Source organism: Paraburkholderia acidisoli, from assembly GCF_009789675.1.
Lineage (GTDB): Bacteria > Pseudomonadota > Gammaproteobacteria > Burkholderiales > Burkholderiaceae > Paraburkholderia > Paraburkholderia acidisoli.
Genome location: NZ_CP046915.1, coordinates 318,005 through 342,249, shown reverse-complemented (window position 1 = coordinate 342,249; position 24,245 = coordinate 318,005). Strand labels below are relative to the sequence as shown.

Below are 24,245 nucleotides of genomic sequence, written 5' to 3'. Positions count from 1 at the left end.
CTGCTTCGAACCGCTAGTTCGAATGCATGGCGCCCGTGTCTTCCGCAGGGTTCGCGCGCGGTGCCGAGGCGCCGCCCTTCGCGCCTTTGTCCTTCGCGCCCTTGTCCTTCGCGCGTTTCTCCGCCGATTTGCCGTGCGAGGGCGGCGAGGTGCTCGAAGCCGGCGTTGCGCTTTGCTGTCCGTAGGGTCCGGGGCCGGTGCCCTGGGCCGCGCCGTTCGCCGCGCCGGTCAAGGCGAGCAAAGCGGCCACGGTCGAGGCGATGGCCGCGTGCCTTAGGTTGCGTGAGTTCATGATGCCTCCGGGATTTCGCCATGCACGCCCAGCTTCAGCGCAACGACCGTGCCGCCGAGGCGAAACCTCGCGAAACCCCGCTCAAGCCCGCTCAAGCCCGCAGCACCAGCTTCTGCACGCGCCAGTTCAGCAGCTCCGCCACGAACAGCGTGTTTTCGGCGGGGCAGGCCATCTGATGGATCCAGCCGAACTGGCGCAGTTGCTTGCCCGACTCGCCGAGCACGCCCAGCACCTGGCCGTCGAGCGTGAGCTTGTAGATGCGGCCCGGATACGCGTCGGCGCTATAAAGCACCGGGTTCGGCCCCGGCGAGATGCAGATCGCCCACGGCGAGCCCGGCGCGAACGTGCCCGCGGCGATGGCCGCTTCGTCGGGAACGTTGCCGATCGCGGCGCGCGCGCCGGGCGGCACCGGCACGTCGATGGTGAACTGGCGCAGAAACTGCCCTTCCGTGTCGAACACCTGAATACGCCGGTTGCTGCGATCGGCCACGTAGACGCGGTTCTGCGCGTCGAGCGCGATGCTGTGCGGCGTATGGAACTGCCCCGGCCCCGTGCCGCGATCGCCCCAGGACTTGAGCCAGTTGCCGTCCTTGTCGACCTTCGCCACGCGCGAGTTGATATAGCCGTCGCTGATATAGGCGTTGTCGTTCGTGTCCCAGGCGACGTCGGTGACCTGGCGAAAGCGGCCCGGTTCGGCGGGCAAGGGCGGATTCGGATGCTTGAGCGGGCCGGTGTCCTCGTCGGCGGCTTCCTGCTTGCGGCCGAACACCATCGCCACGCGCCCTTCGGGCGTGAACTTGATGACCATGTCCGAGCCTTTGTCGGTGACCCAGATGTTGTCGTGGCGGTCGATCTTGACCGAATGCGCGAACGACCACGCATAGAGGTGCTTGCCGATCTCGCGCACGAAGCGGCCGTCGGGCGCGAACTCGAACAGTTGCGCGGCCGCGGCGGCATAGGCCGGTCCGCTGGTGTTGCCGCGCGACAGCACGAACACGTGGCCATGCGAGTTCACGGCCACGCCCGAGCACTCGCCGAAATACGCGTCGGCGGGCAGGCGCACCGGGTCGCGCACGGATTCGTAGGCGATCGACGGCACGCCTTGCGCGGTCTGGGCGCCGGTCTGGGCCACGGCGAGATGGGGCAGCGCGGTCCATGCGGCGGCGGCCGCGAGAAAACGGCGGCGCGGCCACGCGCCCGGGCTGCAACAGGCGCAGGACCAGGCATGCGGTTCGGCTGCGGGCCCGGTTGCGGCAGTGGATGCGTTGGAGGGTGCGTTGATGGCTTCGTTCACAGGCTTGTTCACGGGATTTCCCCCTTTTTCGTATCGATGACAAGGCAGGCGGCGAATGACACGTCGAGCGTCGCTCGAGATCGTTGCGAACGCACCCGGCGCGGGCGCGGCGGCAACGGCGGGTAACGGCGAGTAACGGCGGGTAACGGTCAGTCAGCGGAAAGGAAGCGGAAAGAAAACAACAAGACAGCGGCCAGGTGCCGGGAGCGTGACTGTCGAAGTCTAGTCGACGCGCCGATTTTTGCCCGGCTGTCGCCCGCCGGCCGCACGGTCGTGCGCGACCCGCGCGGTTATCTGCGATAAAAGGACCCGATCGCGCGCCGCGACATCCTGCCTCGCCGCGTTTCTCGCGCTCAAGCCGGGACCGAATCCGGCCGATATCAACAACAAGCACCTCCACTGGCCCGTGCGTCGGACCAGCTTTTGGCGGCCCCCATGGCGCCCAGTGAGCCAAGTCCTACATGCTGTCCGTTCTGCGTCAACTCATCCCCAGGTCACTGCGAACCGTCCTCGCGAAGGAGGAGGACGCGGCGTTGCTGCTCGCGCGCTCGCGCATCTTCACCTACCAGCTGCCGATGATGTACATGCTGTTGCTCGTCAACACATGGGGTCTCGTGCTGGCGCATCTGAACGATCTGCCCGTGGGGCTCGGGCTGGTTTGCCCGCTCGTGCTGAGCGGCGTATGCGTGCTGCGCATGGCGACGTGGCTGCGGCTGCGCGGCAAACCGTTCACGCTGGAGATGGCGCGCAAAGCCGTGCACCGCACCAATGTGCTCGCCGTGGTGCTCGCCGCGAGCTTCAGCGCATGGGCGATCTCGCTGCTGCCGCACGGCGGCGCGAATCTGCGCTTCCATGTGGCGTTCTACATGGCGATCACCACCATCGGCATCATTTTCTGCCTCATCCATCTGCTGGCGGCGGCGCTCGCCGTGACGGTGATCGTGGACGGCGCGTTCGTCGTGACTTTCCTGCGCTCGGGCAACGTGACCTTCGAGGCGATCGCGATCGACGCCGCGCTGGTGTCCGTCGCCATGCTGGTGGTGTTTTTCCGGCATTACGAGCACTTCCGCGAACTCGTGCGCGCGCAGGGCGAAAATTACCGGCTCGCCAATCTCGACAGCCTCACCTCGCTGCCCAACCGCCGCGCGTTCTTCGCCTTCCTCGACGTCGCCTACGACACCGCGAAGGAAGCCGGCCGCGGCCTCGCCGTGGGCATCATCGACCTCGACGGCTTCAAGCCGATCAACGACCTGCACGGCCACGCGTTCGGCGACGTGGTGTTGCAGGAAGTGGGCAAGCGTCTCAGCCCGTTCGCGACGCAAGGCGTGGCCGTGGCCCGGCTGGGCGGCGACGAGTTCGCCATCGTGGTGGACTATGACTGTAGCGAGGAGCGCCTGCGCGAACTGGGCCGCGCGGTGTGCGCGGAGCTGTCGCGGCCGTTCATTGCCGGAGAAATGGCGATCCGGGTGGGCGCGACCGTGGGCATCGCGATTTTCTCGGCGCACTCGGAGAGCGCCCGCGCGCTGTTCGAGCATGCCGATTACGCGCTCTACCAGGGCAAGCGCCGCTCGCGCGGTTCGGTGGTGATCTTTTCGGAAGCGCACAAGGACGCCATCACGCGCGGCGCGCGCGTGGCGCAGGCGCTGCAATCGGGCGATATCGAAACCGAGATCAGCGTGGCGTATCAGCCGATCTATTCGGTCTCGCGGCGCCACACCACGGGTTTCGAAGCGCTCGCGCGCTGGACCAGCAGCACGCTCGGCACGGTTTCGCCCGCCGAGTTCATTCCCACCGCCGAGCGTATCGGCTTCATCAACGAACTCACGGTCATTCTGCTCAGCAAAGCGTTGCGCGACGCGCGCGACTGGCCCGAGCATCTGCGGCTCTCGTTCAATCTCTCCGCGCACGATCTCGCTTCCGAGGACGTGGTGAAGACGATCGGCGAGATCATCGAAGGCAGCGGCTTCGACCCGCGGCGGCTCGACTTCGAGATGACCGAAACCGCCATGATCCAGGACTTCGAGCAGGTGCAGAGGGCCACGCGCGCACTGCGTGCGCTCGGCTGCGGCATTTCGCTCGACGACTTCGGCACGGGCTATTCGAGCATGTCGTACCTGTGCCAGTTGCCGGTCACGCGCATCAAGATCGATCGCGCGTTCACGAAGCAGGTGTGCGAGAACGCCACCGCGCTGTCCGTCGTGCGCACGCTGCTCACGCTGAGCCGCCAGATGTCGCTCGAATGCGTGGTGGAAGGGGTGGAGCACGCCGAGGAGATGGACTGCGTCGCCTCGCTGGGCGCGGACCTGATCCAGGGCTTCTATCGCTCGCGCCCGCTCGAAGCGCACGCGCTGCACGCGTACCTCGAAAGCGAGCGCGCGACGAGCGCGCTCTACGCGTGAGCGCGGCGGCGCGCGTCACGCCCGCCCGTCACCTGCGTCACGTGCACTACGTGAGTCATGCGCCGGCCATCGCGAGCACGCGCTCGGCCATGCGGATGTTGGCGTAGTCGACCAGCTTGCCGTCCAGCGACACCGCGGCGAGGCCCGCCGCCTGCGCGGCCTCGAGCGCCTCGATGGTGCGCTGCGCGTCGCGGATCTCGGCTTCGGTGGGCGAAAACGCGGCGCGGGTCGGCTCGATCTGGTCGGGGTGAATCACCTGCTTGCCGTCGAAGCCCATGGCCGCCGCCTTGAGCGCCCACGCGCGCGTGAGCACGAGGTCGCGGAACGCGCCGCACGGACCGTCGACGGCGCGCAGACCGAACGCGCGCGCGGCCACCAGAAGCCGCATCATCGGATAGGTCCAGAGGTCGAGTGCGGTGGTGCTGTAGTTGCCCGCGTCGTTCTTCAAGGTGAGCGCGTAGCCCGGATGCGTGCCGCCGATCTCCACGTTGCGCGCGCCGATCGAGGCCGAGAAGTCGCCCACGCCAAAGTGCAGCGCCGCGAGCCGTGCGCTCGATGCGGCGATGGCGTCGACGTTGACGATGCCGCGCGCGGTCTCGATCAGCGCTTCGATGGCGATACCGCGTGCGCCTGCGCGATGGCCCGCTTCGTCGCTCAAAATACGCTCGACGTCCTGCACGGTCGCGACGTGTTCCACCTTCGGCACGAGCAGCGCGTCGAGCCGCCTGGCGTCGCGCGCGAGCGTTCGCACTTCGTGCGCGGCCACGCCATCGGCGCCCGCATTGATGCGCACCGAAACCCACTTCGCGCCCCAGTCGAGATCGTTGAGCGCCGCGACGGCGCAGGCGAGCGCTTCGGCTTTCTTGTCGAGCGGCACGGCGTCTTCGAGGTCGATGAACACCGCATCCGCCGCGCTCGCCGCCGCCGATTGCAGCATCTTCATGCGATGGCCGGGCACGGCCAGTACCGAGCGCGTGATTGTCGTGCTCATGCTGCGCTCCCTTGGGATTTTTTCTTCGCTTCGAGTTCGGCGAGAATTGATTCGGTATGCTGACCAACGGCGGGGACCGCGCCCATCACTGGCTCGACACCCGCGATGGTCACGGCGGGTAGGAACATGTCCATCGCGCCACGCTCGGTTTCCACGCTGCGATAGCGCTGGCGCTCGACGAGTTGCGGATGTTCGAGCAGCGCTTCGACATCGTTCATCTTGCCGTTCGCGATGGCGGCGCGGTCGAGGCGCGCGAGCACTTCGTCGCTGCTCCAGGCGGCGAAGCGCTCCGTGATGCCGCGTTCGAGCGCGTCGCGGTTGGCGAGGCGCAGCGAGTTGGTGACGTAGCGCGCGTCGGTGGCGAGGCTCGCGTCGCCGAGCACCGTGGTGCAGAAGCTCTGCCATTCGCGCTCGTTCTGGATGCCGAAGAACACCGTCTTGCCGTCGCCAGTCGCGAACGGCCCATACGGCGCGATGGTCGCGTGGCGCGCGCCGCTGCGCGGCACGGGCTCGCCGCGTCCGCGCGTGTAGTAGGCGGGATAGCTCATCCACTCGGTGAGCGCGTCGAACAGCGAGACTTCGAACGCCATGCCGCGGCCCGTGCGTGCGCGCTGATGCAGGCCCATCAGGATGCCGTTGAGCGCGTACATGCCGGTTGCGATATCGGCGATGGCGAGCCCGCATTTCGAGGGCGTTTCCTCCGTGCCGTTGATCGACAGAAAGCCGGTTTCGCACTGCACGAGCAGGTCGTAGGCTTTCTTGTCGCTGTACGGGCCGCCGCTGCCGTAGCCCGAGATATCGCAGGCAATCAGTTGCGGAAAGCGCTCGACCAGCGATTGCGCGTCGAGTCCCTGGCGCTTCGCCGCGCCGGGCGCGAGATTCTGGATGAACACGTCGGCGTTCGCGAGCAGCGCTTCGAGCGTGTCCTGGCCTTGCGGGTCTTTGATGTCGAGCGCGAGGCTTTCCTTCGAGCGATTGGTCCAGACGAACTGGCTGGAGAGGCCGTCCATCGCGGTGTCGTAGCCGCGCGCGAAGTCGCCGGGACCGGGGCGTTCGATCTTGATGACGCGCGCGCCCCAGTCGGCCAGATGACGGCTCGCGAGCGGCGCGGCGATGGCCTGTTCGATCGACACGACGGTGATATCGGCAAGCGGGAGAGCGGGTTTTTGCATGACGTCGAAAGTCCTTGTGATTGCGGGCGGCGCTTGATGTTTTGCGTGCGCCGCCGGTGCTGCCTTCATGGCGCCCGGTGTTTGGCTGGCCGCCTCAGGGCACCATCCAGCCGAGCAGCGGTGTGGATTGCGCCCACACGAGCAGGCTGAGCGCGGCGATCATCAGCACGGTCCAGCCCGCCACGCGCCGGAACAGCACGCCTTCGCGGCCGATCATGCCCACCGCGACCGCGCCCACGGCGAGGTTTTGCGGCGAGATCGCCTTGCCCACCACACCGCCCGAGGTGTTGGCGGCCGTGAGAAGAATGTCGGAGAGGCCGGTGTGATGCGCCGTGGTGAGTTGCAGCATGCCGAACAGCGCGTTGGCCGAGGTGTCCGAGCCGGTGAGCGCGGTGGCGAACCAGCCGAGCACCGGCGAGACCGGCGCGAACGCCGTGCCCGCGCGCGCGGCCCAGATGCCGAGCGTCACGATCTGCCCCGAGAGATTCATGATGTACGCCACACCCACCACGCAGCAGACCGTGAACACGGCCCAGCGCAGTTCGTGCAGATTCTTCAGGTAAGTGCGCGCGGCGGTGCGGGTGTCGAGCCTGAGCAGCGGCACGGACAGCACGCCCGCGATCAGCACGATCGAGCCGGCGGACAGCAGCCACTCGAACTTAGCGTTGACGGCGGAAACGGTCGCGCCATTGGGACCGACGACATGCAGGCCGGGCCACGCGAAGCTCGACGTGATCGCGCCCATCGCATGCGCGACGAAGCCGATCTGCGTGGCCGCGACCACGAGGATCACGGCGGCGTAGGGTGCGAGCGCGCGCAGAACTTCGGCGCGGGAATCCCGCGTGAGATGGGCACTGCCGGCCTGGGCGCTCGTGCGTGCGGAGGGGCGTTCGTTCGCGCGTTCGAAGGCGGGGCCGCCCGTCATCGGCATGGCGAGCGCGGCGCCTTGCAGCGGCGCAGGCGCGTTGCGCGTGGTTGAAGCATGTGCCGGGTGGAGATCCGTACGCAGATCGGTACGCAGCGTGCCCGGCGTCCACACGCGCAGGAATGCGATGGAAGCGCCCGCGCAAAATAGCGCCGCGACGATATCGACGAGTTCGACCGGCAAGAGCATCGAGCCGGCGAACTGCGCGAACGCGAACGCCAGACCGGCGACGCCCGCGAGCGGCCAGACTTCCTTCGCGCCGCGGCGGCCATCGAGAATGAACACGAGCATCAGCGGAATGAACAGCGAGAGCAGCGGCGCCTGACGGCCGACCATCACGCTGATCTCGTGCACGGGCAGACGCGTGATTTTCGCGAGCACGGTGATCGGCAGGCCGAGCGCGCCGAACGCGACCGGACTGGTGTCGGCGAGCAGACACACGGTGGCGGCTTTGAGCGGCTCCACGCCGAGCGAGATCAACAGCACGGCGCAGATCGCGACGGGCGCGCCGCCGCCCGCGAGCGCTTCGAGCAGCGCCCCGAAGCAGAACGCGATCAGCACGGCCTGCACGCGCTGGTCGGGGCTCACGTGCGCGAGGGCGCGGCGCAGCACGTCGGCGTGGCCGCTGGCCTGCGTGAGCTTGAACAGCCAGATGGCGTTGATGCCGATCCAGATGATCGGGAAGAAGCCGATGGCGGCGCCTTCGAGCGCGCCGCTCACGACCTGGGCGCCGGGCATGCCGTAGACGAACGCGGCGACGATCATCGACACGACCAGCGAGGCGAGCGCGGCCCAGCGCGCGGGCAGGCGCAGCACGCCGAGCAGCACGAACAACGTGAGGAGAGGGAGCGCCGCGAAGGCGGCGGAGGCCGCGATGGAATGCGCGACGGGGTCGAATAGCTGCGTGTACATGTGTCTCCTTCGAGCGCCTCGATAGCGCTTTCGTTATTCGGCGCTGCGTTCAGTCAGCGCTTCAGGAGGACACAGCGTAGCGAGGTTGAGGCGTGGCGTGAAATATGGATTGGGGATAGTGGGTATAGGGGTGGCCTATAGCGGGGCGCCTATAGCGGGCCGTGCGCGCGCGACGCCTCAAACCCGCGAATCATCCTGCGCCCGCAACGGCACCGCGCCTTCCGTGCCGCTCACCGCGTCGCTGTCCCGCCGCAGCACGCCCGCCCACACGCCGCTTGCCACCAGTTCCGCCACTTGTTCCGCCACCGCGCGCTGGATCGCGAGCGACGCCGCGCTGGTCGGTAGCGCCGTCGGCACGCAAAGCGCCACCGTGCGTGAGATCTCGGGCTCGACGAGCCGATGGATCAACTGCTGGTCCGCCGCTTGCCCGAATGCGTCGGAGGAGACGATGGTCACGCCGCCGCCGCGCCGCGCGATTTCGAGCATGGTGGGCAGCGAATCGATATCGGCGACCACCTCCGGCTCGATGCCCTCGCGCGCAAACGCGCGCTCGATCAGAAGCCGCAGCCCGTTGCCCGGCCCCGGTAGCACCAGCGGCACGCCCGCGAGGCGGCGCAGCGGCACGTCCGCGCCGGCTTCGATGCCCTCGAGCGCGCCGAACACATACAGGTTTTCCTCGAACAGCGGCTGCACGGACACGCCGCGCGTTTCCGTTTCGCGGAACAGGATCGCCATGTCGAGGCGCCCGTTCGCGAGCAGTTCGGCGAGATAGCCGCTCATGCCCTCGACGATATGCAGGCGGATGCCCGGATAGCGCCGCCGCACGAACTCGTAGAGCGGCAGCGCGAACACCACGGCGACGCTCGTCGGCAGGCCGATGGCGACCTGTCCCGACTCGGTGCCGCTCACCTGCACGGCCAGCGGAATCTGCGCCATCTGCCGCAGCACGTCGCGCGCGCGCAGATAGAGCGCGCGTCCGGCCTCGGTCGGCTTCACGCCCTGGTGGCTGCGCACCAGCAGTTGCGTCTTGAGTTCGGTTTCGAGCCCGGCAACCTGCTGGCTGAGCGAGGGCTGCGCGACGCATAGCCGCTCGGCCGCCTTCGAGAGGCTGCCTGCGTCGACGATCGCGACGAAATATTTGAGCTGACGGAAGTCCATAGGCGCAGCTTATCGCACCTCGGAACCTGCCGCGCGCACACGCCTGAGCCGCGCAGCGGACGGGCGCGCGGCGGCGCTGCTATCCTGTGCCGCAGCCTGTGTTCTGCAACTCGCGCACAGCGCGAACGTCCCATGCCTCACGACTCGTCCGCGAGCCGCGCCTGCCATGACGCAGCGCAGCGAGGCACGCCGCGACCGAGCCACGACAACGCGAACCGCCTCGAGGAGACCCGACATGGACGATGGAGCCCACGGACCGTATCACTTCGACCGCCGCCGCTTCCTGGCGGGCATGGCGGCCGTGGCGGGCGGCGTCGCGTTGTCGGGTTGCGGCGGCGGCGGCTCGAGCGGCGACAGCGGCAGCCAGCCCGCGCCGCAGGTCGGCGACGTGCCATCGCCCGACGGCGCCGACCGCTATGCGCTGCCACGCCCCGCGTTACCCGACCCCGCGACCTGCGGCATCGATCACATCGTGCTCGTGACGATGGAAAACCGCTCGTTCGATCACTTCCTGAGCTGGGTGCCGGGCGCTGAAGGCATGCCCGCGAATCAGCAATTCGCCGACGCATTCGGCGCGAGCCACGCGCCGTTCCTGCTCTCGGCCAACGCGTCGTACGGTTACCAGGGCTGCGGCTTCGCCGATCCCGACCATAGCTACGCGGGCGGCCGCACGCAACTGGCGGGCGGCGCGATGAACGGCTGGCTGCAGACGCCCGACACGAATCAGACGCAAGGCGACCTGTTGCCCATCGGCTATTACAACGCCACCGATCTGCCGTTCTTCCAGGCCGCGGCGGCGAACTACACCGTGGGCGACTTCTACTTCTGCGGCGCGCTCACCAGCACGTTCCCCAACCGCATCTATCTGCACAGCGGCGCGCTGGACCGGCTCGACGACAGCCTCGACAACTGCTCGCTCTCGACGATCTGGGACAACCTCAGCGCGGCCAACGTGGGCTGCAACTACTACTATCACGACGTGCCGTTCACGGCGCTCTACGGCACCAACTACCTCGGCATCTCGCATCTCTTCTCCGACTTCCTCTCGCGCGCGGCGGCGGGCACGCTGCCACCGTTCTGCATGGTCGATCCCGCGTTCGCGGGCGAGGAAGCGGGCGTCTCGTCCGACGACCATCCGCATGCCGACATTCGCAACGGTCAGGCGTTTCTCGCCCAGGTCTACGAGGCGCTGCGCACCAGCCCGAACTGGAACAGCACGCTGATGATCGTCGTGTACGACGAGTGGGGCGGCTTTCACGAGCACGTGGTGCCGCCCACGCGGCCGGTGAGCCAGCGCGAGTACGCGCTCGGCAACGACGGCAAGCTCGGCTTTCGCGTGCCGCTCGCGCTGCTCGGGCCGCGCGTGCGCGCGGGCGCCGTCACGCGTTATCCGTTCGATCCGAGTTCGATTCACGCGCTGTTGCAATGGCGCTTCGGGCTGGCGCCGCTCGGCGTGCGCGGCAGCGACTCGGCCACGGTGAATCTCGCCTGTGCGCTCGATTTCAGCGACGCGCCGCGTACCGACGCGCCGGCCTTCAGCGTGGCGCAGGGTCCGTTCGGCGGCCTGTGCGTGGGCGCATCGGGGCCGTCGTCGACGAGTTCGGTCTCGGCAATTGATCAGTCGCAGGTGATCGTCAATCCGAATGCGGACCGCTTCGGCGATCTGCGCGCGAAGGCCGCGGCCATGGGTTTCAAGACCGGCACCTGAAGGTGGGATGACGACGTCATCCCGCGAACGCCGCGCGCAGCGTGATGTCGGCGCGCGGCTTTTTCATGCGCGTGCATCATGCGTCGCGGCGCATGATGCACCGCACATTCCGCACATCGGCGTCGATGCACTCGCCCGTGCAAACGACGAATCCATCTCGGTGAAATCCCTGGCCGCCATTTAGCCGTCTATTACCTGCGCGCCCGCGTGTCTCGCTACATTCATCGCAACGGTGCCGACATCGCGCGTCACGCTCGCTCGCCGTTCCCCACAAACAAAAGACGGACTGCTGTCACCCATGAGAACCGATAGGTCATTGCCGGTGTATTCCCATCGACGTCGTGCCTCGCGACGTTGCTCGTCAAGTCCCTCGCACTATTTCCGCCTTGCCATGCGTGCCGCCATGACGGCGGCATCGATTGCCGGTGCGATCTCGTTTGTGAACCTCGCGCATGCCGCGGCGCCGGGCGACCCCGCGCAAGGGCATGCGAAGTTCGCCGCATGCGTGGCCTGTCATGGCGCCGATGGCCGTACGCCCACGTCTCCGGGCTTTCCCAGGATTGGCGGACAAAATCCCGCTTATGTGGCCGCCGCGCTGCGTGCGTACCGAAGCGGCGAACGCAACGGCGGCATGGCCGCGATGATGCAGCCGATGGCCAAGCCGCTCTCCGACCAGGACATCGACAATCTCGCTTCGTATATCGCCACGCTGGGCCCGCAGAAATAGCGCTCATTGCGTGCGGCTCGCGCTCGCTCAGGGCGTTTCAATCAACGCTTCGAAGGAGGCATGACATGGCAAAACGCATCTTGATCCTCGCCGGCGATTTCGTCGAAGACTACGAGCTGATGGTGCCGTTCCAGGCGCTCGGCGCGGTCGGACACACCGTGCACGTGGTCGCGCCCGACAAACGCACGGGCGACACGCTACGTACCGCGATTCACGACTTCGAAGGCGACCAGACCTACACGGAAAAGCGCGGCCACAATTTCACACTCAACGCCGACTTCGCGGCCGTCGATCCCGCGCAATACGACGCGCTGCTGATTCCCGGCGGCCGCGCGCCCGAGTATCTGCGGCTCAATGCGAAAGTGATCGCGATCGTGCGGCACTTCGCGGAAGCGCACAAACCGATCGCGGCGGTGTGTCACGGCGCGCAATTGCTGGCGGCGGCGGGCGTGATCGAAGGCAAACGGATTGCCGCGTATCCCGCGTGCGAGCCCGAGGTGAAACTCGCGGGCGCGCACTACGTGCCGCTCGACTGGCCCGACGCCATCACCGACGGCAATTTCGTCACCGCGCCCGCCTGGACCTCGCATGCGAACTGGCTCGCGCAGTTTCTGGCCGTGCTCGGCACGCGCATTTCCTGAGGACCTCACGTGGCCAAACTCATCCACACCATGATCCGCGTGCGCGATCTCGAGCGCTCGCTGAAGTTCTACGAGACCGTGCTGGGCATGACGCCGAGCCATCGTCTCGACTTCGACGACTTCTCGCTCGTGTATCTGCGCAACGGCGAAGCCGACGCCGAGATCGAACTCACCTGGAACAAGGGCCGCGATGCGCCCTATACGCATGGCGACGGTTACGGTCACGTGGCCGTCGTCGTGAGCGATGCGCGCGCGGAACGCGAACGGCTCACGGGCCTCGGCTTCGAGCCGAAGGACGTGCGCGAATTCAAGGACGACGCGGGTGCGCTGCTGGCGCGCTACTTCTTTATCGAAGACCCGGACGGCTACAAGATCGAGGTACTGGAGCAGCACGGACATTACCGTTAGCCCGGCAACGGGCGTGGCGTTGACGGACGCGAACAGTCCGCGCGCCTTCATGGAAGGAGACGACGATGCAAGGCAAAACCATAGCGATTGCCCGCGTGGCGGACGGGCCCGCGCATGAGCATGAACACGCTCATCAACATGAACATGACCACGACGATGCGCCGCCGCGCATCACGCTCACGCGCCGCGAATGGCTCAAGGGCAGCGGCGTTTTGATCGGCACGCTCGCGCTGTCCTCCACGCTGGCGATGTTTGCGCCGAGCCGCGTGTGGGCGCTCGAACTCAAGCATCTCGACACGCACCAGGGCGCGGTGCTGCTGGCGATGGTCAAGCAGATCTACCCGCACAAGACGCTCGACGACGCCGTCTACGCGCTCGCCGTGAAAGACCTCGACGCCAAGGCGCAGAAAGACGCGGCCACGCGCAAGCAACTCGCCGAAGGCGTGAAGGCGCTCGACAAGTCCGCGCCCGGCGGCGACTGGACGAAGCAGAGCGCGCAGGCGCAGGCCGACAACATCAAGGCCATTGCGAACACGCCGTTCTTCCAGACCGTGCGCAGCACGGCCGTGGTCTCGCTCTACAGCAACACGCTCGCGTATCAGCACTTCGGTTATGGCGCGAGCGAGGGCGACGGCGGCTATCTCTTCAAGGGCTTCAACAATCTCGCGTGGTTGCCCGATCCGCCCGCGCAGGACAGCGGTCCTGTACCCGCAGCGTGACATCGAGGAGAGCGAACATGGCAACGAATGCAGAGACGACGCAAGGCGGCAAGCGCTTTGCCAACGACGACAGCAACGTGGTCGTCATCATCGGCTCGGGCGCGGGCGGCGGCACGCTCGCGAACGAACTCGCGCAAAAGGGTATCGACGTGGTCGTGCTCGAAGCGGGCGCGCACAACACCCAGGCCGACTTCAAGACCGAAGAGTGGGACGCGTTCAAGCTGCTGTCCTGGCTCGATCCGCGCACGACCTCGGGTTCGTGGCGGGTGGCGAAGGACTTTCCCACGCTGCCCGCGTGGATCTGCAAGACGGTGGGCGGCACCACGACGCACTGGGCGGGCGCGAGCCTGCGAATTCAGCCGCACGAATTCAAGGCGCGCACGACCTATGGCGCGGTCGACGGCGCCACGCTGCTCGACTGGCCGGTGACGCGCGAGGAACTCGACCCGTACTACGATCGCGCCGAAAAGAAAATGGGCGTGACGCGCACCAACGGCTTGCCCGGCCTGCCCGGCAACAACAATTTCAAGGTGATGTTCTCGGGCGCGACCAAGGTGGGGTATCGCGAGTGCAGCACGGGGCGCATGGCGATCAACAGCGTGAATCGCGACGACCGCAGCCATTGCTATCAACGCGGCTTCTGTTTTCAGGGTTGCCGCTTTGGCGCGAAGTGGTCCACGCTTTACACCGAGTTGCCGAAGGCGCAGGCCACCGGGCACATGGAGTTGCGCCCCGGCTCGCATGTCGCGCGCATCGAGCACGACAAGGCCGGCAAGGTGAACGCCGTGCTCTACTACGACGCGAAGGGAAAATTGCAGCGGCAAAAGGCGCGCATTGTCGCGGTGGCGGGCAATTCGATCGAAACGCCGCGGCTGTTGCTCGCTTCGGCATCCCCTCGCTATCCGAACGGGCTCGCGAATTCGTCAGACCAGGTGGGGCGCAATTACATGCGTCACACCACGGGTTCGGTGTACGGCGTGTTCGACAAGAAAGTGGAGATGTACAAGGGCACGACGATGGCCGGCATCATCGAAGACGAAGCGCGCTTCGATCCCAAACGCGGCTTCGCGGGCGGCTATCACATGGAAACGATTTCGCTCGGCTTGCCGTTCTACGCCGCGTTCCTGAATCCCGGCGCGTGGGGTGCCGACTTCACGAGCGCGATGGACGCCTACCCGTACACGGCGGGCATGTGGATCGTGGGCGAAGACATGCCGCGCGCGAACAACCGTGTTACGCTCAACCACGGCGTGAAGGACCAGTTCGGGCTGCCCGTGGCCAACGTCAATTTCGACGATCACCCCAACGACGAAGCCATGCGCGAGCACGGCTTCAAACAGGGCACGGCCGTGTACGAGGCAGCGGGCGCGAAAACGGTGTATCGCGTGCCGCCGTATCCGTCCACGCACAATCTGGGCACGGCGCGCATGAGCGCCCGCGCGCAAGACGGCGTGTGCAACGGCTTCGGGCAAACGCACGACATCCCGAATCTCTTCATCTCGGACGGCAGCCAGTTCACGACCGGCGCGGGAGAGAATCCGACCTTGACGATCGTGACGCTCGCGATTCGCCAGGCCGACTATATTGCGGGAAAAATGAGCCGTCGCGAGATCTAGCCGCGCGTGGTGTTGAGCCCGCGGTAGAGGGCGTGCAATAAAGAGAATGAATGCAGGGCGCTTCAGCGCAAGCGGCTTCGCTGCGGCGCCCTCACTGAAGGAGACATTGGCATGTGCAAGATCTATATCGGCGCCGACCCCATTCTCTACGAGTCGCGCACGCGCGCGCTGCGCATTCATGGCGTGGTGACCACCGTGAGGCTGGAAAACCTGTTCTGGGACGTGCTGCAGGAAATCGCCAATCGCGAGAATCTCACCACCACGCAATTCGCCGTCAAACTCTACGACGAACTGCTCGCGTTGCGCGGCGAGGAGCCGATCAACTTCGCCTCGTTTTTGCGCGTCTGTTGTCTGCGTTATCTGTCGACGAGCGCGGCGCGCACGGAAGCCGCCGGCGACGCGCCGCAGGGAAAGGGTTTTCAGCCGAAGGTGGTGAAGGCGGGTTGAGCGAGGACGCGTGAGGGAGCCATGCAGTTTTCGCCGATGCCGCTAAAATTCAGCTATGCGGCGCGGCGAACGTGCCATCTCGCTCACTTCTTTCGATCCCCAACCCCCAGCGTGACCACTGCCACTCTCGACCAACTGCGCGCCGGCCAACTCGCGGGCGCCACGCAACTCAAGCTCGCTTGTGGGCTGAGCGAGTTTCCGCGCGAGATATTCGATCTCGCCGAGACGCTCGAAGTGCTCGACCTCTCGGGCAACGCGCTCACCTCGCTGCCTGACGACTTCGCGAAGCTGCACAAGCTGCGCATCGTGTTCGCGTCGAACAACGCGTTCACCGAACTGCCCGCCGTGCTCGGCGCGTGCCCGGCTTTGTCGATGGTCGGCTTCAAGGCCAATCGCATTCGTCACGTGCCCGCCGCCGCGCTGCCGCGCGCGCTGCGCTGGCTGATCCTCACCGACAACGAAGTAGAAACGCTGCCGCCCGAACTCGGCGCCTGCGCGCCGCTGCAGAAGCTGATGCTGGCGGGCAACCGTCTGCGCGCGCTGCCGGAAACCATGGCCGCGTGCACGCGGCTCGAACTGCTGCGCATTGCCGCGAACCAGTTCGAGGCGCTACCCGAGTGGCTGTTGCGTTTGCCGCGTCTCGCGTGGCTCGCGTATGCGGGCAATCCGTTCAACGCGGCACGCGAACGCGCCGCGCAAGCCAGCACGCCGGTGCCCGACATCGACTGGCACACGCTCGCGCTCGGCCAGACGCTGGGCGAGGGCGCGTCAGGCGTGATTCATCGCGCGACGCGTTTGTTGCGCGACGGGCATCCCGCCGAAGCCGTGGCCGTGAAGCTCTTCAAAGGCGCGGTCACGAGCGACGGCTTGCCCGATCTGGAAATGGCCGCGTGTTTGCAGGCGGGCGCGCACCCGAATCTGATTCCCGTGCTCGGCAAGGTCACGGGGCATCCGCTGGACGAACACGGGCTGGTGATGGCGCTCATCGATCCGGCGTTCGGCAATCTCGCGGGACCGCCCAGTCTCGCTTCGTGCACGCGCGACATCTACGCGCCCGACGTGCGTTTCGACCGGTCGATCGCTTTGCGCCTCGCGCGCGGCATGGCGTCGGCGGCGCGGCACCTGCACGCGCGCGGCATCATGCACGGCGATCTCTACGCACACAACATCCTGCACGACGGCGCGGGCCATGCGCTGCTCGGCGACTTCGGCGCGGCGTCGTTCCACGATGCAGGCGATACGGCACGCGCGCGCGCGTTCGAGCGTATCGAGGTGCGCGCGTTCGGCTGCCTGCTCGAAGAATTGGCGGCGCGAACCGTGAATGCCGATCCCGCAATGCACGCGCTCGTTGGCGAATGCCTGAGCGAGCCCGGCGAGCAGCGGCCGACGTTCGAAGCGATCGTCGGTCGGCTCGATGCGATGGGGGCGGAAGCGGCCTGAGCGTCGCTTAGCCCAGCGCGCCGGTCACGTCGTCGAACAGTTCGTCCACGCTCAGGCGATGCGGAATGATCTTCTGGTCGAGCGCCCAGTCGATGGCGAGCTGGATGCCCTTGCGGTTCGCCTCGAGCCCGAGCGGCGGAAACACCGCCGGCACGCCTTCGGCCTGCTCGCGGCTTTCGCGGATCATGCGGTAGATCTCGCGCACCGCCTCCGGGTGCTGCTTCGACACGTTCTCGTGCACCACGAACATGTGATTGATCGGCACCACGTTCTCGCGCGCGAACCAGTCTTTCGCGGCGTTCTGCGCGTCGGGCACGAGCGTGCGCACGCGCGCGTCCTTCGGCATGTCTTCGCCCAGCAGCGCGGCGGCGAGTTCGCCGTCGAGCATCATCTGCGGAATCGACGAACCCTTCGGCAGGCGCTGGCAGTTCGCGGGGTCGGTGAACTCGGCGAGATGGCCATCGCCGAGCGTCATCCACGTGACCTTGTCGAGATCCACGCCGTATTCGTGGCGCAGGATGCCGCGAATCCACAGCGCCGTGGTCTGCGTATAGGTGCGCACGCCCACCTGTTTGCCTTCGATATCCTTCGGATCGAGATGGCCGAAGTCGAGGTTGTAGCCCGCGCAATGATGCTGGAAACGGCCCGAAATGGGCGCGGGCAGCAGCACATAGGGCTTGCCGTACGCCCTGGCCTGCAGGAACGTGACGATGGCGAGTTCGCCCGCGTCGAACTGGTTCTCGCGCACCATCGCCTTGAAGCCGTTGTGCGCGGGCGTGGGGCCGCAATAGTCGAGCGTGACGTGGTCGGACGTGACACGCCCGTCCTTCATCGCCTTCGTCACGGCGTAGTCGGCGAGGTTGGTGCGCAGCGTGGGCGCTGCGCCGGCCGTCGTGGACATGTTGGGGTTCCTTACTATGGGTAATTGGCTGTCGATGTCGTGACGTCAGGTGCCTCAGTAACCGGCCATTTCGCGCGCCATGCCGACCACGCCGTAGCTGCGCATCGGCGCGGACATCAGGAAGCGGTAGCCTTCCTCGATCAGCCGCTTGTGATTCTTCGCCGTCACGTGCGGGTTGCCGACCACGACGTTGTGCTTGTGGCAGGTTTCCACGATCTGGCGCATCGCGTCGACCACCTCGGGATGCTCGTACTGGCGCGGGAAACCGAGCTCCTGCGAGAGATCGCCTTCGCCAATAAGGATGAAGCCGATGCCGGGCACGTTCGAGAGAATGTCGTCGAGGTTCTGGATCGCCTGGGTGCTTTCGCACATCAGACCAACGAGAATTTCGCCTTCGGGTGCGAGCGGCCAGACGTCGGCCTTCCGGTAGTAGTCGGCCATGCTGAGGCCCCAGTAGCGCGCGGCGGTGGCGGGACCGTCGCCGCGCACGCCCTTCGGCTCGTAGAGCGGGGCGCTTTTGGGGCGCGCGTAGCGGCACGAGGCCACGGCGTTATAGGCCTGCTCGACGGTGGCCACGTGGGGCCACACCACGCCGTACGCGCCGCGGTCGAGCACCTGCTTGGCGAAGGCCTGGTTCATTTCCACGCCATTGGCGGGAATGCGGGCGATGGGCGTGACGCGCGGCGAGACCGAGCCGGATTCCGCGATCTCCTTGCGGTTGAGCATGTACTGCATGGCGTCGCCGAGGGCGGCCACGTCGTAGGGGTTGTGCTCCATCTCGAACACGATGCCGTCGTAGGGGGCATCGCTCATTTCGATGGCGGTCTGCTTGTCGAGTTTCGAGAACGCGGCGAACGCGGGCTTGCCCGATTCGAACGCGCGAATGATGCTGTTGAGGCGAGTGTTGCTCATCGATTGTCTCCTCCAGTTTCCTGCGCGGCTCAGGCCAGCGCGCCATACAGGCTTTGTGCGGTTTTGCCGAAGACCCATGCGCGATCTTCCTCGCTCAGGCACGCGAGGCCGGCTTGTGCCGTGCCCAGAATCTCCTGCAAGGTGCCTTGCGACGTGGGGAAATTCGAACCCCACGCCATCCGCTTCGCACCGAACGCTTCCACCACGCGCGGGAAAAACGTTTCCGCGCTGGCTTTCTCTTTCTTCACATCGCCGAAAATGCGCGGCGTGAGTTTGAGGAAAATGTTTTCGTACGGCGCGAGATCGAACAGACTCTGCGCGTTCGCGTACGGCGCGCCGTCGAGCACGTCGGGGCGGCCCAGGTGATCGAGCACGATCGGCACCGCGGGAAAGCGCTTCGCGAGCGCCGTCACCTGCGGCAGGCCCACCGGCCCGGTCTGGATGCACATCGGCAGGCCGAGTTCGGCGCACAGCTCCCACGCCGGGAACGAACGCGGGTCGTCGAGTTCGCTCGGATCGAACTCCTTCGTGCTGCCGCCCGTGAACAGACGCAGGCCCGCAAGGCCGCGCCCGACCCACTCGCGAATGCGCTGCGGCGCGTCTTCCTGCATCACGTCGACGGAACCCACGGCCACGAGACGGTCCGCGTAACGCGCGCAGCTGTCCACCACGTAACTGTTGTCGAAACCGTAGGTCGTGGACGAATGCACCACGGCCGCCTTGCCGACGCCCGCCGCGTCCATCGACGCGATCAGCGTTTCGACCGTGGTCGGACGTTCCTTCGACCAGTCTGAGCGCTTGCCGAACAGCGGCGCGGGCGGGTAGCGCGTTTCGTCGTCGGAGATGATGTGCGGGTGAATATCAACGATGGGTGAAGCCATTGTCTGCCTCTGTCCTTTTGTGATCCTGTGTGATGCCGGGGACTTTAAAAACTTACTTGCCCTGCGCTTTCAGCCGTGCGTCGAGTCGCGGATACACGCGGCGCGCATTGCCCTCGAAAATCTTGTAGCGGTCTTCGTCGCTCAGTGCGGAGCACGCGTCGATATAGCGCTTCGTATCGTCGAAATACTCACCGGTATCCGGATCGCGACCGCGCACCGCACCGATCATCTCCGAACCGAACAGCACGTTGTCGGCCGGAATCACCTTGGTGAGCAGCTCCACACCCGGCTTGTGATACACGCACGAGTCGAAGAAGATGTTGTCGAGCAGCCCCTCGAGCGGACGGTCGCGCATCTCCAGCGACATGCCGCGATAGCGGCCCCAGTGATACGGCACCGCCCCGCCGCCATGCGGAATCACGAGGCGCAGCTTCGGGAAATCCTTGAACAGGTCGGATTGAAGGATCTGCATGAACACGGAGGTATCCGCGTTCAGGTAATGCGCGCCCGTGCCGTGGAAACACGGGTTGCACGAGGCGGCCACGTGAATCATGGCCGGCACGTCGAGATCGACGAGCGCCTCGTAGAGCGGATACCACTCGCGGTCCGTCATCGGCTTGCCGGTCCAGTAGCCGCCGGTCGGGTCCGGATTCAGGTTGCAGCCCACGAAGCCCATCTGCTCCACGCAGCGGCGCAGTTCGGCAATGCTGTTGGCGGGATTCACGCCCGGCGACTGCGGCAGCTGGCACACGGGCGCGAAGTTCTCGGGGAACATCTCGGTCACGCGATAGACGAGATCGTTCGAGATCTCGGCCCATTCGAGGCTCGTGCGCTCGTTGCCGAGGTGATGGCTCATGAGGCCCGCGATGGGCGAGAACAGCGTGAGGTCGCTGCCGCGCTCGCGTTGCAGCTTGAGCTGGCCGTTGCCGATGGCTTCGCGGATCTCGTCGTCGCTCACGAAGGCGCCGTTGCGCGAGGGCGCGTTGGCCGGATCGTTGGCGAATTCGACCTGTTTGGCGCGCCAGTTGCGGAACGAGGCGGGAACGGTCGTGAAGTGACCGTGGCAATCGATGATCATGGTGTCTCCGTGCGGGTCACTGCGCGAGCGGATCGACGAACAGCTCGTCCATCGACATGCGGCGCGGCGTGAGGCCCTGTTTGAATGCGGTGGCTTCGAGCGCCTCGATCGTCTTGCGGTTCTCCTCGATGCCGTAGGGCAGCGGGTCGTTGCCGACGATCTTTCGCAATGCCTGGTATTTCTTGTCGCCGGCGGTGTTCGCTTCGCCGGCATCGAGGCGGGCGAGCCATTCTTTCTTCGCCTGGTAGAACGCGTCGTAGAGCGATTTGGCGACCCACGGATGCTCGGCGAGCACGGAATCCTTTACGACGATGGTGCCGTGCATGGGGTAGATGCCGGTGCGTGCGTAGTAACCGGTTTCGAGTTCGGTGGCGTTGGGCAGCAGGTCGGGGTAGTCGGCTTCCACTTCCTTCCAGCCGCCGGTGGGCGCGCCGGTGCGGCCGATGCCGGCGGCGGCCGCGAAGCCCGCGGCGAGTTCGCCGCTGGCCATCATGTCGGCGAGCGAGGTGCCGGCGGGCGCGTGAATCACGTTGGGCGGCAGTTTGAGCTGCGTGACGTGTTCTTCGTCGTCCACGACCCAGGTGACCTTCGAGGAATCGAGGCCGAATTCGTCGATGAGCACCTGGCGCGTCCACACGCCGGTGGTGACGGAGTAGGCGCGCACGCCCACTTTCTTGCCTTCGAGATCTTTGGGCGTCTTGATGCCGGCGTCGGGGCGCACGAGCAGGCCGCCGTGGTGGAAGCGGCGCGTCACGAAAATGGGCAGCCCGACGAACGGCGCGCCGTAAGCGCGAGCGATCACATAGGTCGTGGGCGCCAATTCGCACACGTCGAATTCGACGTCGCGCACCATACGGCGGAACGCGCCGATCTGAGGCTGCACGTTGACGAATTCCGCATCCACGCCTTCGATGGGAATGGTGCCGTTGCGAACCGCCGACACGTGCGGATGGTCGGCAATCGCAATCTTGAGCGCGACTCTGCTCTTCAAATCGGTTCTCCTGGTCTCGATGCGGCGTCGTAATCGCGCACCGCTTGATAAGGTTCGCCGCGTGGCGGCGTCACGTGAAGCGTGATGTCGTCATCATCGAACCGTGCCCCGATGCTGTCTACGAAATTGAAATTAAATCCGAGTGAGTTAACCTGAAGGTTAATGACTTCGGCACACTCGCGGCCGTTGCACGAGTAAAATGACAGCACGCGCAACGCATGAACGTGCGCATGATCGGGAGACACGATGAGTCAGCTGGACTGGTATTTGACGGCCAATCTCAAGGCGCGCCACCTGCGCCTGATCGTCGCCGTGAATGACTTTCGCAATTTGCGCCAGGTCGCCGCGAATTCATTCATCACGGTCCCGGCGGTATCGAAGGCGCTCAGTGAAATCGAAAGCGCGCTAGGCGTGAAGCTGTTCGAACGCACGGTCAACGGCCTGCGTCCCACGGCCTACGGCGAATGCGTGGTGCGCCACGCGCGCACCGTGCTCAGCAATCTCAATCGTGTGGCCGAGGAAATCAAGGCGCTGCAAACGGGCAGTGCGGGCAAGGTCAATGTGGGCGCGCTGCCTAGTTTGATCGCCACGATCATGCCCAAGGCGCTCGCGCTTCTTAAGCAGGATTCGCCGCACACCAACGTGTCGATCAGCGAAGGCCGCATGACCACGCTGTTGCAGGAGTTGCGGCGCGGCGATCTGGATATCGTGGTGGGGCGCTTGCCGAGCCGTTCGGTCACGGTCGGGCTGCAGGAAAAGGTGCTGCTCGCTTCGCGCGTGAAACTGGTGACCGGGCCGAATCATCCGCTCGTGCACAAGAAAGACGTGCAATGGGACGACCTGCGCGACTTTCCGTGGGTACTGCCGCCGCCGGGTTCGCTGATGCGCGAGCCCATCGAGAGCACCTTCGCGCGCCATGGCCTGCCCATGCCGCTCAACTACATCGAAACGCTTTCCACGCACCTGATTCGCGCGTATATCCAGTCCAACGACGCCATTGCGATTCACACGGTCGATATCGTCTACCCGTATGCCTCGATCAATCCCATTCACGTGCTGCCGCTGGACCTGAGTTTCATTCGCCGGCCGCTCGGTGCGATCTGGCGCGCCGACAAACCGCTCGTGCCGAGCGCGTCGCTGCTGCTGCGCTGTATCGAGGAAGTGTGCCCTTCCATGGTGTCGAGCGACGTCGCGGGCGAGGAATCGGACGCCGTTCAAACCTGATTCGTGAACACGACTGGCCGGATGTCAAACCGGCCGGTCGCTCGACTGCTCACCCCGATTCGCTGGAACTCACTCAAATAGCCGAGTGATTCAACGCGGAAGGCGCCGCGCCGGCTTCGGTTTCCTCCGCGCCTTCATTCACCTTCGGTGCCCACTCGCGACGCAGCAGTACGATCGTACTCAGCGCGCCAATCATCAGAAACACGTAAATGGCCTGCATCGGCAGCGTGTAGTTGTGTCCCACGTGCAGCAGCCAGCCCGAAAGACTCGCCGATACGCCACCCGCCAGGCTCGTTGCCACCTGCTGCAAACCGGTGTTCAGACCCACCGCCGGTTTGGGAATGAGCGTGAGTTTGACGAGCGCGAGATTATTCGCGGTGACGAGGCCGAGCAGCGAGAGCGAGACCACGTTCCAGAACAGCGCCATTTGCGCCGATTTCGCGTACACGCCGAGCATGACCGTGGTCGCGCCGATAAAGCCCGCAACGATGAACGATTTGCGCACCAGCACCGCGTCGTGACCGCGCGCGATGATGCGGTCGGCGCCCCAGCCCGCGAGCGCCGCCACGATCGCAATGCCGATATAACTCACCAGCGTGTAGATGCCCGACTTTTCCAGCGAGAGATGGCGCTGCTCGACGAGATACGCGGGCATCCACGTCATGCAGTAGAAGTTGAAATACGCGTAGCAGAAGTTGGTGATGAGGCCGCCCCACACGACCGGGCTCGCGAGCAGATTCTTGAGCGGCACGGTGGAGGCGCGGCGCATGGCCGATTGAAGCTCCGCCTTCGAGGGATAGTCGTTCGGCACCATCAGCAGCCAGGGCAGCAGCCAGACGAGGCCCACGAGTCCCGTGGCGATGAACATGATCTTCCACGAATACGACACGATGATCCACGCGGCAATGGGTGCGCCGAGCGCGGGCCCGAGCTTGCCGCCGATCGAGTAGATGCCGAGCGCCGTGCCTTTGCGCGTTTCGTCGAAGCGATTGGCGAGATAGCGATACGTGGCGGGCACGACCACCGCTTCCGCCACGCCGATCACGAGCCGCATGATGATGAGTCCCGACAGCGTCGGCACCACGCCGCACGCCGCCGCCGCGATGCACCAGAGCAGGAAGCAGATGGCGTATGGCCATTTCACGCCGAAGCGGTCGACGAGCCAGCCCATCGCGATCTGCACGAGGCCGTAGGACCAGAACACGGCCGAATTGAGCCAGCCGCGCTGAATGTTGTTGAGGCCGAATTCCTCGATAAACCCTTTGTGCGCGAGCGCCGAGGACATGCTCGTGCGATCGACGAACGAGATCATCAGGCCCAGCGCCAACAGGATCACGATGGCCCAGGGGCGCTCGGTGATGCGTCGCTTGTTGAAGGTCGTCTCCATACTTTTTTCTCTGTAGTTAGCT

24 protein-coding genes are annotated in these 24,245 nt (G+C 65.9%); 11 read left to right on the top strand and 13 right to left on the bottom strand.

The window, feature by feature from the left end:
* Positions 1-13: 13 nt before the first annotated feature.
* Both FAZ98_RS23755 and FAZ98_RS23750 read right to left on the bottom strand, forming a co-directional pair.
* A complete protein-coding gene (locus tag FAZ98_RS23755; RefSeq protein WP_158954658.1) occupies positions 14-292 on the bottom strand; it encodes a hypothetical protein in 279 nt (92 codons plus the stop codon).
* A 91-nt stretch (positions 293-383) separates the two neighbouring features.
* Entirely contained in the window at positions 384-1,598 is a 1,215-nt protein-coding gene (locus FAZ98_RS23750; RefSeq protein WP_233272900.1) for a peptidyl-alpha-hydroxyglycine alpha-amidating lyase family protein, read from the bottom strand.
* Between the two features lie 449 nt (positions 1,599-2,047).
* Between FAZ98_RS23750 and FAZ98_RS23745 the strand changes: the two genes are divergently transcribed.
* Positions 2,048-3,985 carry a putative bifunctional diguanylate cyclase/phosphodiesterase gene (locus FAZ98_RS23745; protein WP_158954656.1) on the top strand — a complete coding sequence of 646 codons (1,938 nt, stop codon included), beginning with the start codon at positions 2,048-2,050 and terminating at the stop codon, positions 3,983-3,985.
* 55 nt (positions 3,986-4,040) lie between these two features.
* Here FAZ98_RS23745 and FAZ98_RS23740 read toward each other — a convergent pair whose 3' ends face one another.
* From FAZ98_RS23740 to FAZ98_RS23725, 4 genes are all read right to left on the bottom strand, one after another.
* On the bottom strand, positions 4,041-4,976 hold the full coding sequence (locus FAZ98_RS23740; RefSeq protein ID WP_158954654.1) for an HpcH/HpaI aldolase/citrate lyase family protein: 936 nt from the start codon (positions 4,974-4,976) through the stop codon (positions 4,041-4,043).
* Entirely contained in the window at positions 4,973-6,148 is a 1,176-nt protein-coding gene (locus FAZ98_RS23735; RefSeq protein ID WP_158954652.1) for a CaiB/BaiF CoA transferase family protein, read from the bottom strand. Before FAZ98_RS23735 ends, FAZ98_RS23740 begins: the two co-directional genes overlap by 4 nt.
* A 94-nt stretch (positions 6,149-6,242) precedes the next feature.
* Positions 6,243-7,985 carry an L-lactate permease gene (locus tag FAZ98_RS23730; RefSeq protein ID WP_158954651.1) on the bottom strand — a complete coding sequence of 581 codons (1,743 nt, stop codon included), beginning with the start codon at positions 7,983-7,985 and terminating at the stop codon, positions 6,243-6,245.
* 177 nt (positions 7,986-8,162) lie between these two features.
* Positions 8,163-9,143: a LysR substrate-binding domain-containing protein gene (locus tag FAZ98_RS23725; RefSeq protein WP_158954649.1), complete on the bottom strand. Its 981-nt coding sequence runs from the start codon at positions 9,141-9,143 to the stop codon at positions 8,163-8,165.
* A 235-nt stretch (positions 9,144-9,378) separates the two neighbouring features.
* Between FAZ98_RS23725 and FAZ98_RS23720 the strand changes: the two genes are divergently transcribed.
* The 9 genes from FAZ98_RS23720 (at position 9,379) to FAZ98_RS23680 (ending at position 16,849) form a co-directional block, all read left to right on the top strand.
* Positions 9,379-10,851 carry an alkaline phosphatase family protein gene (locus FAZ98_RS23720; protein ID WP_158954647.1) on the top strand — a complete coding sequence of 491 codons (1,473 nt, stop codon included), beginning with the start codon at positions 9,379-9,381 and terminating at the stop codon, positions 10,849-10,851.
* A gap of 7 nt (positions 10,852-10,858) precedes the next feature.
* Entirely contained in the window at positions 10,859-11,035 is a 177-nt protein-coding gene (locus FAZ98_RS23715) for a hypothetical protein (protein WP_158954645.1), read from the top strand.
* A 219-nt stretch (positions 11,036-11,254) separates the two neighbouring features.
* Entirely contained in the window at positions 11,255-11,578 is a 324-nt protein-coding gene (locus FAZ98_RS23710) for a c-type cytochrome (protein WP_158954643.1), read from the top strand.
* A gap of 65 nt (positions 11,579-11,643) precedes the next feature.
* Positions 11,644-12,219, top strand: coding sequence for a DJ-1/PfpI family protein (locus FAZ98_RS23705; RefSeq protein WP_158954641.1), 576 nt, complete (start codon positions 11,644-11,646; stop codon positions 12,217-12,219).
* A gap of 9 nt (positions 12,220-12,228) precedes the next feature.
* Positions 12,229-12,627, top strand: a complete 399-nt coding sequence (locus FAZ98_RS23700; RefSeq protein ID WP_158954639.1) for a VOC family protein — start codon at positions 12,229-12,231, stop codon at positions 12,625-12,627.
* A gap of 65 nt (positions 12,628-12,692) precedes the next feature.
* Complete coding sequence (locus FAZ98_RS23695; RefSeq protein WP_158954637.1) at positions 12,693-13,346, top strand: tat (twin-arginine translocation) pathway signal sequence; 654 nt, start codon at positions 12,693-12,695, stop codon at positions 13,344-13,346.
* Between the two features lie 17 nt (positions 13,347-13,363).
* Entirely contained in the window at positions 13,364-14,962 is a 1,599-nt protein-coding gene (locus tag FAZ98_RS23690) for a GMC family oxidoreductase (RefSeq protein WP_158954635.1), read from the top strand.
* Between the two features lie 111 nt (positions 14,963-15,073).
* A complete protein-coding gene (locus FAZ98_RS23685; protein ID WP_158954633.1) occupies positions 15,074-15,409 on the top strand; it encodes a ribbon-helix-helix domain-containing protein in 336 nt (111 codons plus the stop codon).
* A gap of 111 nt (positions 15,410-15,520) precedes the next feature.
* Positions 15,521-16,849: a leucine-rich repeat-containing protein kinase family protein gene (locus FAZ98_RS23680; RefSeq protein WP_233272899.1), complete on the top strand. Its 1,329-nt coding sequence runs from the start codon at positions 15,521-15,523 to the stop codon at positions 16,847-16,849.
* Between the two features lie 7 nt (positions 16,850-16,856).
* Here the strand turns inward: FAZ98_RS23680 and FAZ98_RS23675 are convergent, their stop codons facing one another.
* Genes FAZ98_RS23675 through FAZ98_RS23650 form a run of 6 tightly spaced genes read right to left on the bottom strand, consistent with a single transcriptional unit; the run spans position 16,857 to position 21,857 of the window.
* On the bottom strand, positions 16,857-17,750 hold the full coding sequence (locus FAZ98_RS23675; protein WP_158954631.1) for a substrate-binding domain-containing protein: 894 nt from the start codon (positions 17,748-17,750) through the stop codon (positions 16,857-16,859).
* 54 nt (positions 17,751-17,804) lie between these two features.
* A complete protein-coding gene (locus tag FAZ98_RS23670) occupies positions 17,805-18,662 on the bottom strand; it encodes an HpcH/HpaI aldolase family protein (RefSeq protein WP_158954629.1) in 858 nt (285 codons plus the stop codon).
* Positions 18,663-18,691: 29 nt separating this feature from the next.
* Entirely contained in the window at positions 18,692-19,543 is an 852-nt protein-coding gene (locus FAZ98_RS23665) for an amidohydrolase family protein (RefSeq protein WP_158954627.1), read from the bottom strand.
* 52 nt (positions 19,544-19,595) lie between these two features.
* Positions 19,596-20,621, bottom strand: coding sequence for an amidohydrolase family protein (locus FAZ98_RS23660; protein WP_158954625.1), 1,026 nt, complete (start codon positions 20,619-20,621; stop codon positions 19,596-19,598).
* Positions 20,622-20,637: 16 nt separating this feature from the next.
* The gene (locus FAZ98_RS23655) at positions 20,638-21,612 is read right to left on the bottom strand and encodes an ABC transporter substrate-binding protein (protein WP_158954623.1); all 975 of its coding nucleotides are present in this window, start codon (positions 21,610-21,612) and stop codon (positions 20,638-20,640) included.
* Complete coding sequence (locus FAZ98_RS23650) at positions 21,609-21,857, bottom strand: hypothetical protein (protein ID WP_158954621.1); 249 nt, start codon at positions 21,855-21,857, stop codon at positions 21,609-21,611. The genes FAZ98_RS23655 and FAZ98_RS23650 overlap by 4 nt, the downstream gene beginning before the upstream one ends.
* Before the next feature lies 1 nt (position 21,858).
* On the opposite strand from FAZ98_RS23650, the gene FAZ98_RS23645 reads away from it, so the two are divergent.
* On the top strand, positions 21,859-22,836 hold the full coding sequence (locus FAZ98_RS23645) for a LysR substrate-binding domain-containing protein (protein WP_158954620.1): 978 nt from the start codon (positions 21,859-21,861) through the stop codon (positions 22,834-22,836).
* Between the two features lie 73 nt (positions 22,837-22,909).
* Here FAZ98_RS23645 and FAZ98_RS23640 read toward each other — a convergent pair whose 3' ends face one another.
* Complete coding sequence (locus FAZ98_RS23640) at positions 22,910-24,223, bottom strand: MFS transporter (protein WP_158954618.1); 1,314 nt, start codon at positions 24,221-24,223, stop codon at positions 22,910-22,912.
* Positions 24,224-24,245: the final 22 nt, after the last annotated feature.

Excerpts from the sequence above, each read along its gene's own strand:
- FAZ98_RS23660 (WP_158954625.1), bottom strand. The coding sequence starts at position 20,621 with ATGATCATCGATTGCCACGGTCACTTCACGACCGTTCCCGCCTCGTTC.
- FAZ98_RS23720 (WP_158954647.1), top strand. The coding sequence starts at position 9,379 with ATGGACGATGGAGCCCACGGACCGTATCACTTCGACCGCCGCCGCTTC.
- FAZ98_RS23685 (WP_158954633.1), top strand. The coding sequence starts at position 15,074 with ATGTGCAAGATCTATATCGGCGCCGACCCCATTCTCTACGAGTCGCGC.
- FAZ98_RS23710 (WP_158954643.1), top strand. The coding sequence starts at position 11,255 with ATGACGGCGGCATCGATTGCCGGTGCGATCTCGTTTGTGAACCTCGCG.
- FAZ98_RS23745 (WP_158954656.1), top strand. The coding sequence starts at position 2,048 with ATGCTGTCCGTTCTGCGTCAACTCATCCCCAGGTCACTGCGAACCGTC.
- FAZ98_RS23670 (WP_158954629.1), bottom strand. The coding sequence starts at position 18,662 with ATGAGCAACACTCGCCTCAACAGCATCATTCGCGCGTTCGAATCGGGC.
- FAZ98_RS23690 (WP_158954635.1), top strand. The coding sequence starts at position 13,364 with ATGGCAACGAATGCAGAGACGACGCAAGGCGGCAAGCGCTTTGCCAAC.
- FAZ98_RS23725 (WP_158954649.1), bottom strand. The coding sequence starts at position 9,143 with ATGGACTTCCGTCAGCTCAAATATTTCGTCGCGATCGTCGACGCAGGC.
- FAZ98_RS23695 (WP_158954637.1), top strand. The coding sequence starts at position 12,693 with ATGCAAGGCAAAACCATAGCGATTGCCCGCGTGGCGGACGGGCCCGCG.
- FAZ98_RS23755 (WP_158954658.1), bottom strand. The coding sequence starts at position 292 with ATGAACTCACGCAACCTAAGGCACGCGGCCATCGCCTCGACCGTGGCC.
- FAZ98_RS23675 (WP_158954631.1), bottom strand. The coding sequence starts at position 17,750 with ATGTCCACGACGGCCGGCGCAGCGCCCACGCTGCGCACCAACCTCGCC.
- FAZ98_RS23645 (WP_158954620.1), top strand. The coding sequence starts at position 21,859 with ATGAGTCAGCTGGACTGGTATTTGACGGCCAATCTCAAGGCGCGCCAC.
- FAZ98_RS23705 (WP_158954641.1), top strand. The coding sequence starts at position 11,644 with ATGGCAAAACGCATCTTGATCCTCGCCGGCGATTTCGTCGAAGACTAC.
- FAZ98_RS23735 (WP_158954652.1), bottom strand. The coding sequence starts at position 6,148 with ATGCAAAAACCCGCTCTCCCGCTTGCCGATATCACCGTCGTGTCGATC.
- FAZ98_RS23640 (WP_158954618.1), bottom strand. The coding sequence starts at position 24,223 with ATGGAGACGACCTTCAACAAGCGACGCATCACCGAGCGCCCCTGGGCC.
- FAZ98_RS23730 (WP_158954651.1), bottom strand. The coding sequence starts at position 7,985 with ATGTACACGCAGCTATTCGACCCCGTCGCGCATTCCATCGCGGCCTCC.
- FAZ98_RS23740 (WP_158954654.1), bottom strand. The coding sequence starts at position 4,976 with ATGAGCACGACAATCACGCGCTCGGTACTGGCCGTGCCCGGCCATCGC.
- FAZ98_RS23665 (WP_158954627.1), bottom strand. The coding sequence starts at position 19,543 with ATGGCTTCACCCATCGTTGATATTCACCCGCACATCATCTCCGACGAC.
- FAZ98_RS23715 (WP_158954645.1), top strand. The coding sequence starts at position 10,859 with ATGACGACGTCATCCCGCGAACGCCGCGCGCAGCGTGATGTCGGCGCG.